This is a genomic window from Nonomuraea sp. NPDC049625 (assembly GCF_040675285.1).
Lineage (GTDB): Bacteria > Actinomycetota > Actinomycetes > Streptosporangiales > Streptosporangiaceae > Nonomuraea > Nonomuraea angiospora_A.
Window position 1 is genome coordinate 41742 of sequence record NZ_JBFAOQ010000031.1, and the last position, 13391, is coordinate 55132.

Annotated in this window: 9 protein-coding genes; 6 read left to right on the forward strand and 3 right to left on the reverse strand. The window is 68.8% G+C overall.

Annotated elements, in window-relative coordinates:
* Positions 1-71 precede the first annotated feature (71 nt).
* On the forward strand, positions 72-6191 hold the full coding sequence (locus tag AB0J87_RS60650) for an RHS repeat-associated core domain-containing protein (RefSeq protein ID WP_363984588.1): 6120 nt from the start codon (positions 72-74) through the stop codon (positions 6189-6191).
* Positions 6192-6426: 235 nt separating this feature from the next.
* A complete protein-coding gene (locus AB0J87_RS60655) occupies positions 6427-6756 on the forward strand; it encodes a hypothetical protein (RefSeq protein WP_363984590.1) in 330 nt (109 codons plus the stop codon).
* Between the two features lie 584 nt (positions 6757-7340).
* Here the strand turns inward: AB0J87_RS60655 and AB0J87_RS60660 are convergent.
* A complete protein-coding gene (locus tag AB0J87_RS60660) occupies positions 7341-8561 on the reverse strand; it encodes an ATP-dependent Clp protease proteolytic subunit (protein ID WP_363984592.1) in 1221 nt (406 codons plus the stop codon).
* 287 nt (positions 8562-8848) lie between these two features.
* On the opposite strand from AB0J87_RS60660, the gene AB0J87_RS60665 reads away from it, so the two are divergent.
* A complete protein-coding gene (locus tag AB0J87_RS60665; RefSeq protein WP_363984594.1) occupies positions 8849-9925 on the forward strand; it encodes an RNA polymerase subunit sigma-70 in 1077 nt (358 codons plus the stop codon).
* Between the two features lie 256 nt (positions 9926-10181).
* On the opposite strand, the gene AB0J87_RS60670 is transcribed toward AB0J87_RS60665, so the two are convergent.
* The gene (locus tag AB0J87_RS60670) at positions 10182-10745 is read right to left on the reverse strand and encodes a dihydrofolate reductase family protein (protein ID WP_363984596.1); all 564 of its coding nucleotides are present in this window, start codon (positions 10743-10745) and stop codon (positions 10182-10184) included.
* Positions 10746-11355: 610 nt separating this feature from the next.
* The gene (locus tag AB0J87_RS60675) at positions 11356-11499 is read right to left on the reverse strand and encodes a hypothetical protein (RefSeq protein ID WP_363984598.1); all 144 of its coding nucleotides are present in this window, start codon (positions 11497-11499) and stop codon (positions 11356-11358) included.
* Between the two features lie 654 nt (positions 11500-12153).
* Here AB0J87_RS60675 and AB0J87_RS60680 point away from each other — a divergent pair.
* The 3 genes from AB0J87_RS60680 to AB0J87_RS60690 are packed head-to-tail and all read left to right on the forward strand — an operon-like array spanning position 12154 to position 13383.
* The gene (locus tag AB0J87_RS60680; RefSeq protein WP_363984600.1) at positions 12154-12378 is read left to right on the forward strand and encodes a hypothetical protein; all 225 of its coding nucleotides are present in this window, start codon (positions 12154-12156) and stop codon (positions 12376-12378) included.
* 30 nt (positions 12379-12408) lie between these two features.
* Positions 12409-12558: a hypothetical protein gene (locus tag AB0J87_RS60685; protein ID WP_363984602.1), complete on the forward strand. Its 150-nt coding sequence runs from the start codon at positions 12409-12411 to the stop codon at positions 12556-12558.
* A 48-nt stretch (positions 12559-12606) separates the two neighbouring features.
* Complete coding sequence (locus AB0J87_RS60690) at positions 12607-13383, forward strand: DUF2267 domain-containing protein (RefSeq protein WP_363984603.1); 777 nt, start codon at positions 12607-12609, stop codon at positions 13381-13383.
* The last annotated feature ends 8 nt before the right edge of the window (positions 13384-13391 follow it).

Here is a 13391-nt window from a genome sequence, read left to right on the forward strand (position 1 = left end):
ATCCCGACCCTTACTGGAACCGTTTCGTCAAACCCAAGCCCGAGTCGCCCTGGCCTCGCAGACTCGCGGCGGTGCTCACCATCGCCCTCGTCGTCCCCCTCACGTACGCCATGCCCGCGCAGGCCGCGTCCCGGCCGGCCCCCTCGGTGGAGAACGAGAAGCCGATCAAGGGCAAGAGCGTCCCGGTCCTGCCCCCGATGGCCAATCCCGTCGAGAAACAGGCGTGGAAGGCGCCGCCAGGCGTCGCCTGGCCCAAACCCCAGGCGGCGGAGCTGGGCGGCACCGGGGCGAGCACCCTGGCGGCGACCGGCTTCCCCGTGAAGCTGGCCCCGCAGAAGGACGCCAAAGCCGCCGCCGCGGCCGACGCGGTCAAGGTCGAGCTTCTCGAAACGGACCGGTTCGGCCTCGCGCTGCGCGTCTCCCCGGGCCAGGGCGTAGCGGCGGCCAAGGCGTCGGGGAAGACCCGCCTGCAGATCGACTACTCCGGCTTCCGCTACGCCTACGGCGGCGACTACGGTGCCCGGCTCCGCGTGGTCAAGCTGGAGGGGTGCGCGCTCGACGCCAAGGCGAGCAATTGTGCCCTGCCCGAGCCCGTCAAGAGCGACAACGACGTCAAGGCGGGCACGCTGACCGCCGACTTCGAGACGAACGGCCTGTACGCCCTGACCGCCGCCGCCTCCGGGCCCTCCGGCGACCACTCCGCCACCTCGCTGGGTGCCTCGGCGGACTGGAGCGTCGGCACCCAGACCGGCGACTTCACCTGGGGCTACGACATGCGCACCCCGCCCGCGCTGGGCGGCGAGGAGCCGGAGATCTCGCTGGCCTACTCCTCCCAGAGCGTGGACGGGCGCACCGCCTCCACCAACAACCAGGCGTCCTGGGCGGGTGAGGGCTTCGAGCTGAACCCCGGCGGCTTCATCGAGCGCCGCTACAAGTCCTGCATGGTCGACGGCAAGAAGACGGGCGACCTGTGCTGGGACCAGGACAACGCAATCCTCTCGCTCGGCAGCTCGGCCATCGAGTTGATCAAGGACGCCACGAGCAGGCAGTGGCGGCCCAAGCGCGACGACGGCACCCGCATCGAGTACCTCACCGGCGCCACCAACGGCGACAACAACGGCGAGTACTGGCGCGTCACCACCGCTGACGGCAGCCAGTACACCTTCGGCCTGAACCGCCTGCCCGGCTGGGTCACCGGCAAGGCGGAGACGAAGTCGGTCCAGACGGTGCCGGTGTTCGGCAACAACAGCGGCGAGCCCTGCTACAACAGCACCCCGGCCAACGCCTGGTGCCAGCAGGCGTACCGGTGGAACCTGGACTACGCGGTGGACACCCACGGCAACGCCACCACGTACTGGTACGCGCAGGAGAAGAACTACTACGGCCGTAACATGAAGCCCGAGCTGGGCACCGTGTACGACCGCGCGGGCTACCTCACCCGCATCGACTACGGCTACCTGCAGAACGAGCTGTTCACCAAGGCTCCCGCCTCCCGCGTCGTCTTCGACGTGGCCGAGCGCTGCCTGCCCAGCGGCACCATCACCTGCGCCGCCGACCAGCTCAAGAAGGAGACCGCCAGCAGCTGGCCGGACGTCCCGTTCGACCAGATCTGCGACTCCGGCGTGAAGTGCACCGACCGCCTGGCCCCGACGTTCTTCAGCCGCAAGCGCCTGACCAAGGTCACCACGCAGATCCTGTCCGGGAGCGCGTACAGCGACGTCGACTCCTGGGCGCTGAAACACCAGTTCCCCGCCACGGGTGACGGCCTCAGCCCGTCGCTCTGGCTGGCCTCGGTCCAGCAGACCGGTCATGTGGGCGGCACGATCACGGCGCCCAGGACCACGTTCGTCGGCGTCCAGCTCGCCAACCGAGTGGACACGAACGAGGGCCGCGCCCCGCTGGTCAAGTGGCGCGTCCAGTCGGTCAACAACGGGACCGGCGGCGAGTTGCGGATCAACTACGCCCCCGCAGAATGCAAGGCCGGCGAACTCCCGGCGGCCGACAAGAACACCAAGCTGTGCTTCCCGCAGCGCTGGGCACCGTTGAACGAGGCCGAGGTCAACGACTGGTTCCACAAGTACGTGGTGTCGCAGATGATCGAGGTGGACCGCATCTCGGGCTCGCCCAACGTGGTCACCAGCTACGAATACCTGGGCGGCGCCGCCTGGCACTACGCCGACAACATCCTCGTCAAGCCCGAGCACCGCACGTGGTCGGACTTCCGCGGGTTCGGCCGGGTACGGGTGCGCGAGGGCGACGGGCAGGACACCAAGCGCACGCTCACGGAGTTCCGGTACTTCCGGGGCATGGACGGTGACAAGCAGGCCGACGGCTCCAAGCGCAGCGCGCAGGTCGAGGACTCCGAGGGCGTCAAGCTGGACGACCTCGACCAGTACTCCGGCTTCGAGCGCGAGGAGATCCTTTACGACGGGGACGGCGGGGCCGTCCTGAGCGCGAGTGTCGAGCAGCCGTGGTCGGTGAAGACCGCGGAGTCCACACAGGGCGGCGTCACCAAGGCCGCGCACGTGGTCGAGGCCAAGTCCACGGTCACCCGTAAAGCGTTGCCCGGCGGTACCTGGCGGCGTGTCGGCGAGGAGCGTACGTACGACACCAAGGGCCTGCTCACCCAGGTGGAGGAGAAGGGCGACCTGGCCACCACCGACGACGACCAGTGCACCCGCTACACCTACGCCCGCAACGACACCAGCTGGATGCTCGACTACCCCAGCCGCGTCCAGAAGGTCGCCGCGAGCTGCGGCACCGCCGTCTCCACACTGGCCGACGACGAGGTGATCTCGGATGAGAAGGTCCAGTACGACGGCAAGGCGTACGGCCAGGCCCCGAGCAAGGGCGACGTGACCTCGGTCCAGCAGGTCGTTTCCGGTGACGGCACGACGATCACCGACAGGACCCACACGTATGACGTCTACGGCCGCGAGACCAGCGAGATCGACTCGCTCGGCAACAAGTCCGTGACCAGCTACACCCCGGCCACGGGTGCCCTCGCGACCGAGATCGCCGAGACCAACCAGCTCAGCCACGTCAACCGCACGATCCTCGAACCGGCCTGGGCCGAGCCCGTCGCCGAGATCGACACGAACAACCGCCGTACCGACCTGGAACACGACGCGCTCGGCCGCCTGACCAAGGTCTGGCAGCCCGACCGCAGCAAAGAGGGCAACCAGACGCCCAGCACCGAGTACGCCTACGTCATGCGGGACGACGGCCCCAGTTACGTCACCACCAAGACGCTGCGCGCCGATGGTGGCTACACCGCCAGTCACGAGCTGTACGACGGTCTGATGCGCGAGCGCCAGACCCAGGAACCCGCGCCCAGGGACGACCAGACGCAGGACCCCGCACTGCGTGACGGGCGCACGATCACCGACACCTTCTACAACTCCCAGGGCGAGGAGTACAAGTCGAACTCCGGCTACTTCGCCACCGGCACACCCTCCACCGACCTGCTCGCGGTCGCCGACACCGACGTGCCCAACCAGGTCGTGTCGACCTTCGACGGCGCGGGTGAGGTCAACGCCCAGATCCTCATGGCGAAGGGTGCGGAGAAGTACCGGGTCACGGTCAAGCAGGAGGGTGACAGGGTCCACATGACGCCGCCGGCGGGCGGCACGGCGACCACCCGCATCGGCGACGCCGAGGACCGGCTCATCGAGTTGCGCCAGTACAAGGGCGCGACCCCGGCAGGCGAGTACGAGTCCACCAAGTACACCTACGACGCCGCCGGCCGGTTGTCCACGGTGACCGACTCGGCAGGCAACGTGTGGCGCCACCACTACGACATGCGCGGCCGCGAGATCAAGACCGAGGACCCCGACCAGGGCGTCACCACGATGACGTACAATGACGCCGACGAGGTCGTCAGCACGACCGACTCCCGCGGCAAGACCCTGTGGTACGTCTACGACGAGCTGGGCCGCCAGAAGGAGTTGCGCGAGAACTCCGCGACCGGGCCGCTGCTGGCCGAGTGGAAGTACGACGCCCTGGCCAAGGGCCACATGAACGCCAGCATCCGGTATGTGGGCGGGCAGGCGTACAAGGGCGAGATCGACGCCATCGACGTCGACTACCGCCCGCTCCGCGAGACGGTCACCATCCCCGAGCGGGAGGGCAAGCTGGCGGGCACGTACCAGCTCAACACCCGCTACACGGCCGACGACAAGGTCCAGTCGGTCAGTTTCCCCGGCGTTGCGGGACTGGCAGAGGAGCAGGTCGTCTACACCTACGACGAGCTCGGCCAGCCGACCAAGGTCACCGGCCTGTCGGCGTACGTGGGCGCGGCCCGCTACTCCAAGATGGGCGAGACCCTGCAGTACGAGCTGGGCGAGGCGGGTAAGAAGACCTGGCTCACCTACACCCATGACGAGGCCACCCGCAGGCTGACCAGCATGCGGCTGGACCGGGAGGGCACGGCCAAGACCGACTTCGACGTCAACTACACCTACGACGCGGTCGGCAACATCACCAAGATCGCCGACAAGGCGACCGGCCAGGACACGCAATGCTTCAAGTACGACCACCTGCGCCGCCTGACCTCGGCCTGGACGGCCAACGACGACTGCGCCAGCGGCAGCCCGCAGTCCGACAAGATCGGCGGCGTGGCCCCGTACGCGGTCAGCTACGCCTACGACTCCACCGGCAACCGGACCAAGGAGACCAAGCACGCCTGGGGCGGCGCTGGTGAGACCGTCCGCGACTACACCTACCCGCAGGCGGGCGGCAAGCAGCCGCACGCGCTGCAAAGCGTCGGGTCGGACCTGTTCGAGTACGACGCCGCGGGCAACACCACCAGGCGCAAGGTCGGAAACTCGGACCAGAGCCTGGTCTGGGACGCCGAGGGCAACCTGGAGTCGGTGACGGAGGCGGGCAAGACGACGTCGTTCGTCTACGACGCGGAGGGCGACCGGCTCATCCGCAAGACATCGACCGACGCCACGCTCTACATCGACGACATGGAACTGCGCTTCGACTACGCCAAGGACGTCGTCGAGCAGACCCGCTACTACACCATCAACGACGAGCCCATCGCGGTACGCACGCCGGACAACCAGGTGTACTTCCTGGCCGGTGACCACCAGGGCACCGCGCAGGCCGCGGTGAACGCCGGCAACGGCGATCTGGCGGTACGGAGGACTACGCCGTTCGGCGAGGACCGGGGCTCGCCGCCGCCATGGTGGCCGGGCCAGCGCGGGTTCGTCGGCGGCACGAAGGACGGGACGACCGGGCTCGTCCACCTCGGCGCCCGCGAGTACGACCCCAAACTCGGCCGGTTCATGTCGGTGGATCCGATCATCGACGATGTGGATCCGCAGACCCTCAACGCCTACGCCTACGCCAACAACAGCCCCGTCACCATGACCGACCCCGACGGGCAGTGGTTCTGGATCGCGCTCGCCATCGGCGCCAGGTTCGGGGCCCGCTACCTCGCCAAGAAGGCGGCCCAGCGCGCCGCGAGGCGTGCGTACCTCCGAAAGGTCAGGGAGAGGGCCATCAAGAAGGCCAAGGAGAAGGCCGAGGAGGAGGCCAGGAAGCGGGCTTTGGAGGCCGCCAGGAAGCGAGCCAGGGAGGAAGCCAGAAGGCGGGCCGAGGCGAAGGCGTTGAAGCGTGCCCAGGAGGCCGCCAGGATCCGGGCTCGGGAGGCCGCCAGGCGGGCTCGGGAGGCCGCGGCGAAGCGACGGGCCGCGGCCGCGGCCCGCAGAGAGGGGCAGAGGGCGGCTCGCGAGGTGAGGGCCGAGCGACGAAAGCGGGCGGCGATGGCCCGCCGCCACCGTCGGGCCGGCTACGTACCCAGAGGAATCCAGCAGGCGCGCTCGCGTCCGGCGCGGCGTCCGACCAGCCACAGGTCGACGCAGCGGCAGGCGCCGCCCAGGGCGAACCGTCAGCCGGCGCGGCCACGGCCCAGCCAGGTCTACCGGAACGACGGCAGCGTCCAGCCGACCCAGTCCTACACCGTCTACGGCAACGGCCGGATGTATCCGCAGGGCAGGCCGCCGTCGAACCTCCCGCGCGGCGGTACCGGCCAGGGTGAGAAGCAGATCTTCAAGCCGGAGCAGATCGAGATGGAGGTCAACACCAAGAGAGGGGCGACCACGCACCTGGGCTTCCGCGGTGGACAGCTCGGCGACGACATCGCTGACTTCTTCGACGGCTGGTTCGGTGGCGGTTTCGGCTGATCCTGCCGTCGTCAGCTGATCGATGACCGGCGCGGGGCCTTCGCGGCCCCGCGCCGTTGGTGTTCCCGGATCCCCGGGCGCGGGCATGGCGGGGTTAGCCCTACCAGATCGATAGGTGCGCCCGGCAATGCGGCGGACCGGCGTGAAAGAAAGCATCGATCGTGGTTCCCGTCGGCCCCCGAGCCCGATCAGGCCGGGGATCCCGCCTTGGAGGTTATCGACATACCGTTCCACAATGCGCCGGGTGACGCACTGGCACCGGCCCTTGGTGCTGATGGTCGCCACGATGCTGGTGGTGGCGCTCGCCTCGCTCATCGGCCTGGTGGTCGAGCAGCGTGTGCTGCTCGGCGTGCCGATATGGATGAAGCCGCTCAACCCCATCCACCCGGTGATCTTCATCGATCTTCTCGGGTTCTTCGAGGTTGGGCCGGTCCTGGGCGATGCGCGTGACGTCGAGCGTCATCGACCTGCCGTCGCGGACGATGCCGAGCTTGACGGGGCCGGGGCCGGGCCCGCGCCGAGGGCATGGAGCTGGTCGGGGAGAACGGGCTGCTGGGCCGGCTGACCAAGCTGGTCCTGGAATCCGCCCTGGAAGGCGAGATCACCGACCATCTCGGGCACGACAAGCACGAGCGCTCCGGCAGAGCGAACCGCTGTGGACGTGTCGCAACAAGCAGCTGACGTCGAAATCGGGCAGGTTAGGTCCGAGATGAGCCTGGCGGGTGCCCGTCTATTGGCCAGGTGGTGTCCGGCATGGAGGCGGCGCGAGGCGGCGCGAGGCGGCGCCTCATCGCAACGGCCCACCGCTGATCGATCGCCTCTCCACGCGCTCGAACACCTTCGCGCCGGACTCTCACCATGCTCGGCATGCTGGGGTCCACATGCCTGACGTGCCTGACAGACCTCCAAGCGGCTGACCAGACAGTTCGCTCGACAACCCCAGACAACGATTGTTGTGCGGGCCGTAGCGGGCCGCCAGCTGCTGGTGTCGAGCTTTGCCCAGTAGGCACAGTGGCACTGGACCCGAGCTTGGTCCAGGAGATGATTGCGATCGTAGTACCGGCGTGACTCAAGGGTTCGGCCCGCTGTCCCTGCCGGTCAACCTCGGCCTCTCCGGGCACTGAAGCGCCGTCGTCCAGGTCGCCGGGGTCAGCCGGTGCCCCACCTGCCCGGGCCTCCGCCGCCGAACCACGTCTGGATCTCGTAGCGGTGCTCGCGCGCCCACCGCCTCCCCGCGTCGGCGAGTCCCCGCGAGCCGCAGTTGAGGTAGTCGGTCGCGATCTCCGCCGTGCCGTACCGGTCGAGGAGGGCTTCGAGCTGGTCGAGCGACTCCGGCCGGCCCACCTTGATCGCGGACCTCAGGACCGCCCGTGGCTCGCCGACGCGCACCGCCCTGGCCAGCGCGAAGGCGTAGACGTCCGGGTCGTGGCCGCGCAGCAGGGCGCAGAGCCCGGCGGCGGAGCCGGAGTCCGTCCAGGTGCGGTCGGGCATGGGCACACCGGGGTACGCGGGCGGACCGATGTGTTCCCAACTGTGCGAGGGGTGGACCAGGCCCGCCAGGTCGAGAAGCTGGGACTCGGCCGTTCGCACCTCGGCCATCAGCGGCGGGGTCAGCCCGAACCGGTTGCGCAGCCCGGCATCCGCGCCCCGGGCGAGCAGCGCTTCGACGGCGCTCCGGTCGCCCGTGTAGTACGCCTGGTGCAGCAGAGTGCCGCCATCGGCGTCCCGGTCCCGATCGGGCGGCTTCTGGCCGAGAGGCTTGCGCTGGTGGACGACCTCGTCCACGAAACCGTACGCGAGGGCCTCCTCTGGGCCGAACGAGCGTTCCGCCCTCATGTCGGCGAGGACCCGCTCGACACCGCGCCCGGTCCGCTCGGCGGTCACCAGCGCCACCTCGCGCAGGGCCGAGCGCATCCCCCGGTCGTCCGGGAACCTCTCGGCCGCGTCCGGCGGCGGCCGCCTCATGACGCGGGCGTCCGGCGGTCGCCGCAGCACGAGGCGGGCTTGGGGGAACGCGTGGCGCTTGCCCCTGGCGCCTGCGGCGAGGACGAGCAGCCCCATGTCCGAGATGAGTCCCGTCGCATACGTCGCGACATCACACCCGACAGAGGCGATGACGTCGACGAGGTCGAGGCCGGCCTGGACCGGACCGCCCACGGACTCGATCAGCAGCACGATGTCGGTCAGCGAGTCGTCCCGCGCCAGCGAGAGCACTTCCGCGGCGATCCGCTCGGTGCCGCCGGGCTCCAGCGCCCGGCCGAGCAGGATCGTCCGCTGCCGCGACGACTGCTCGCGCGGGCGTTCCTGCTCGGTCCGGTCCGCGGACCTCTGTGGACCGGGGTCGCCCGGAGCGGGCCAGGGTTCGGTCATCGCCGTTTCCACCGTGCGTTGAGATCGGCTGCCAGGAGCTTCGGCCTCAGTTGTACCGCTGTGCCGAGGGCCTGTCTCGCCGTTCGCCGAACCGTACGCGGTGACGGCGGTCTACTTCAGGGGGAACGCCCTGACAAGGGTGTGCCCGACCCGGAGCACGTTCCCTGGATCGACCCCGACCCATCCGGCCTGGCGAACGGCCCGGTGTCAGCGGCTTCACCGATCAGAAATCCTCCGCCACGTCGTCAGTTCTGTTAGCCCTCGCACCGGTGGAAGGATTGATGACCATGACCGACCCCAGACCGCTGGGCGCCGACGAGGCCACGTTCCTCGCGGCGGTCCGCTCAGGCGACACGGCTCGGTTCGCACTCATCACGGAGCGTCACCGGCGTGAGCTGCAGGTGCACTGCTACCGGATGCTCGCGAACTACGAGGATGCCCAGGACCTGACGCAGGAGACGTTCCTGCGAGCGTGGAACAAGCGGGAGTCGTTCAAGGGCCACGCGGCCCTGCGGACCTGGCTGTACCGAATCGCGACGAACGCCTGCCTCGACTTCCTGGACAAGCGCAACGACCGCACCCCCGTACCGTCCGGGCTGCCGGACCCCGGCTCCGAGGTGCTGTACCTGCAGCCCTACCCCGACCGGATGCTGCCCGAGGACCCGCAGGAATCGGTGGTGGCGCGGGAAACGATCGAGCTGGCGTTCATCGTCGCCGTCCAGCACCTGCCGCCGCGGCAGCGGGCGGTGTTCATCCTGCGCGACGTCCTCGGCTGGCCGGCGTCGAAAGCCGCCGACGCCCTCGAGCTGACCGTCGCATCGGTGACCAGCGCACTGCAGCGGGCCCGTGGGACGATGCGGGAGCAGCTGCCCGACCGCCGCCTCGACTGGCGGAGCCCCGCCACCCACGAGCTGTCGAATGACGAGCGCGGCGTGGTGAAGTCGTATATCGACGCTCACGAGCGCAACGACCTCGACGGGCTGATGTCCCTGCTGCGCGACGACCTGCGCTTCGCGATGCTGCCCGAGCCGGGAACCTCGGTCATCACGGCCAAGGACGCGGTGGACGGCTGGGTCTCCGGTGGGCTCTTCCAGCGCGGCCACGACGACTGGCGCTGTATCACCACGACGGTCAACCGCATGCCTGCCGCCGTGCTGTACCTCCGCACCCCCGACGACCCGGAGTACCGGATATTTACCATCGCGGTCCTGCACATCGTCGACGGGAAGATCGCCGAGCTCACCGGATTCGACGCCACCGACAAACCATGGCTGGGCCTGCCCCCGACACTGTCATCAGACAAAAGCCCCATCGTCGACGAGTCCAGCGCACGGGCCGCCGTCACCGAAGTCACCGCGGAATGAGCACCCCGACCAGCTGAACACCAACGCGACAACGCGAACACCACCGCCCCGCCGGCGTTGCCGGCGGGGCATCTTTATCCCCGAAGAACATCGTCACGATCAACGACGCCGTCGCCCTCATCTCCAGCAAGTCGGTCAACAGCTCACTCGGAACGCGAGGAAGGGCCCGGGAAGGTTCCCTCATAGCCGAGGGTCACGGTGAGCACGCCAGGAAGGATTCCGACCTGGCCTCACGAGCCGAGCATCTGGCCCGCGCTCATCGCCTCGTCTCGTATCGGGTCAGCACCACGCCGCCGGGAAACGTCCGCGTCTCCACCAGGTTCAGGTTCACCCAGCTGTCCAGGGCCGTGAAGAACGGCGTGCCGCCGCCCAGCAAGGCCGGTGCGGTGACCAGCACGTACTCGTCGATCAGCCCGGCCCGCATGGCCGCTGCGGCAAGTGTGGCGCCGCAGATGTCCATGGGGCCGCCGTCTTCGGCCTTGAGCCGGGTGATCTCGGTGACCGCGTCGCCGGTGACCAGGCGGGTGTTCCAGTCGACCGTGCTGGTCGTCGAGGAGAACACCACCTTCGGCATGTCCCGCCAGCGGCGGGCGTACTCGATCTCCGCCGGTGTGGCGCCGGGCTGCTGGTCGGCGGTCGGCCAGTGGGAGCTCATCATCTCCCACAGTTTTCGTCCGTACAGCGCCAGGCCGGTCGCCCCCACCCGGTCGGACCACCACTGGAACAGCTCGTCGCTCGGTACGCTCCAGCCGAGGTCGTCGCCGGGCGCGGCGATGTAGCCGTCCAGGCTCAGGTTCATGCCGAAGATCAGTTTCCGCATCGTGCCAGCCTCTCGTGAGTCGATCTCACACGTACAGACGGGCACGGCGCGGAAACCTAATCGGTGCGCGATCTGCGTCCGCAGGTAGTCCTCGCGTTCCGGACTCGGCACGGCGTACTCGGGCTGGGCTCGAGCACTACCCACCGGATCTCGACTTCACCCTCGTACGGGCAGCGGCGCACCCATGGCCAGCTCTCCCCGACCGCTGCTGCCGTCTGCCCGGACGGGAAACCCTTCCACGGCCACCTGCAACAGAGGCTGTCTACTTTCGCAGAGGCGTTGCGGTAGCGCTCGACGCGCTCGCTGCGCGAGCAGGAGTGTGAGCGATCTGGGTCCCCGAACGCCTGGTCACACAGCTATAGCGCCGGCCAGGCCCCCCTCACCGCGCTGGAGATCGCCAACCAGTTCCCGACGCTTGGGCATCTCGCTCGGCGACCAGCGGCCGCACGTGCCCGGCAAGATCCGCGAGTACCTACCTCTCCCAGCGCCGACGCAGTTCCCGGGTCGCTCTGCGATGATCGGCAGGCCGCGCCGCAGCGCGCTGGGTCGTCTCGGCGATTACACCGTCGAGACCCTGAGCCCAGGCTGCGCAACATGCTGGGAGAGGCGGTCAACGTTGCCGTGACATCACCGCAGCAGCGGCCACGCGGCAGCCCTCGACGCCGAGCGCATCGAGCTGCTCGGCGGCGCGACGCAAGCCGATCTTGTCTGGCGCGCCCAGGCCGAACCGGTTGTCAAAAGCGTGCGATGCCACAGGCATCACCGTAGAGACTCGCGCACGCTTACGTCAGGCGGTGGTCTGGTTGCCCCGGTTTGCGGTCTCATGTGAAGACGCCTCGCCGTCCTCGGCGAGGAGCCCGCAAGCTGGCGCGGCGTGAGACCTGCCGGTCGTTCAGATCGCGGCGGCGCTCGCCGCCAGCTTCGCAACGGCGCGAAGCTGACCTTCCTGTTGACTCTCGGACAGGTCATTAGTCATGCTCTTCTGCGTCGGATCTGCGCGAGCCCTTGATCCGGATCGTGTGTGGCCGGGTATTACGTCTAGGAAAACGAGGGCGGCGGAGTGGGCAAACAGAACCTTGATCTGAACGTTCGGCTGGGACGAATGAGTCCAAGGGGTGTGGTCACGTTTAGTGGTCGTAGGAGGTCAGCGATCGCTTGATTGGCTGGCCGGTCTCGTCGTTGTGCCAGATGGCCGCGGTCAACGCGAGCACCCGCGCCGTACGCGCACGATGACGCCAGCATGAGTACGGCCGCCGTGGCGTTCCAGGTCAAGTGGCCTTTAAGGTCTGGTTGATCGACTCGGTGGTCTGGCGCAGGGGCCGGAACAGACGTGCTCCGGCCCGTTCGGGTTCGCCCTTGCGGGCCGGGCGCAGCAAGGTCAGATCACGTACCGCTACACCTTGCTCGAATGCGCGACCGTAGTAGTTCTTATCTCCATGATCGTCTGGCCCGGATGATCGGCCACCACGTCGCGCGCATCGTCGAGCATCCCGAGCAGGGTCTCGCGCTCGTCGGCCTTGGCCCCGGTGAGCGCAAAGACTCGGCGGCAGCCGCGTCATGGAGCCGGCGCGGACGCCGCTCGGCCGGATCGCGGTGTTCGCCGACGCCGACGGGAACCTCGTCGGCGTACTGAGTCGCTGACAGCCCGGACAGGAGGGAACATATGACCGACCCCGACCCGATCCGGCACCGCGACGCCGGCCTCTGGTCGCTGGTCCACGCCGAACGGGCGGCCCTGGCGGCCAACCCCGGCGCCCGGCGCCCGGCGGCCGAGCTGTCGGGAGCGCGGGTGACGGTCTCCATTACGGGGTAGTTGACCAGCAAGAACGCGTACTGTGACAGAGCCGGCGCGGGGGTTGGCATGGATTACGAGCAGTTCTTCAAGATCGTGGAGCAGCAGATCGGCGGGGGAAGCCAGGCCGTGGAACGGGCTGTGCAGGCCACGCTCCGAACCCTCGCCGAGCGGCTCTCGAAGGGGCAGAGCCGGGATCTCCAAAGAGAGCTGCCTCCCGAGTTGATGCCCTGGCTCTACACCGACACGGACGCCGATACCTTCGACGTCGACGAGTTCCTGCGGCGCGTCGCCGAACGCGAGGGTGTGGACCTCGACACAGCAGACCGGCACGCCCGTGCGGTCTTCTGGGCGATCGGGCAGGCCGCGAGCCCCGACGAGATCGCCGACATGGTGGCCGAACTCCCGGACGACTTCGAGCCCCTGGTCGCGGAGGCCCAACGGCGGTTCGTCGAGATCGTGCCGGTCGAGGAGTTTCTGGCCAAGGTCGCGAAACGGACCGGGCTCGACCCCGAGGGCGCGCGCCGGGCCACCGAGGCGGTGCTGGAAACGCTCGCCGAGCGCATCGCTCCGGGCGAGGTCGACGACCTGATCAGCCAGATCCACGTCCACCTGCACCCGCCGCTGAAGCGCGGCAAGGCCGCGGGCCCCGGCCGGGCGGCGCGCATGTCCGTGGACGAGTTCGTGCAGCGGATCGCCGAACGGGAGGGCGCCTCGCCGGCGATGGCTCGCGAGCACGCCCAGGCCGTCTTCGGTGTGCTGCGCGAGTCGATCTCCAGTGAGGAGTACTTCGACGTGACCGCGCAGTTGCCCAACGAATACTGGCAACTGCTGCCCCGCCCATAGGGATCTCC

Coding starts and splice junctions, on each gene's coding strand:
- AB0J87_RS60655 (WP_363984590.1), top strand. CDS start 6,427: ATGCGCCGGGTGACGCACTGGCACCGGCCCTTGGTGCTGATGGTCGCC.
- AB0J87_RS60660 (WP_363984592.1), bottom strand. CDS start 8,561: ATGACCGAACCCTGGCCCGCTCCGGGCGACCCCGGTCCACAGAGGTCC.
- AB0J87_RS60665 (WP_363984594.1), top strand. CDS start 8,849: ATGACCGACCCCAGACCGCTGGGCGCCGACGAGGCCACGTTCCTCGCG.
- AB0J87_RS60670 (WP_363984596.1), bottom strand. CDS start 10,745: ATGCGGAAACTGATCTTCGGCATGAACCTGAGCCTGGACGGCTACATC.
- AB0J87_RS60680 (WP_363984600.1), top strand. CDS start 12,154: ATGCGCGACCGTAGTAGTTCTTATCTCCATGATCGTCTGGCCCGGATG.
- AB0J87_RS60685 (WP_363984602.1), top strand. CDS start 12,409: ATGACCGACCCCGACCCGATCCGGCACCGCGACGCCGGCCTCTGGTCG.
- AB0J87_RS60690 (WP_363984603.1), top strand. CDS start 12,607: ATGGATTACGAGCAGTTCTTCAAGATCGTGGAGCAGCAGATCGGCGGG.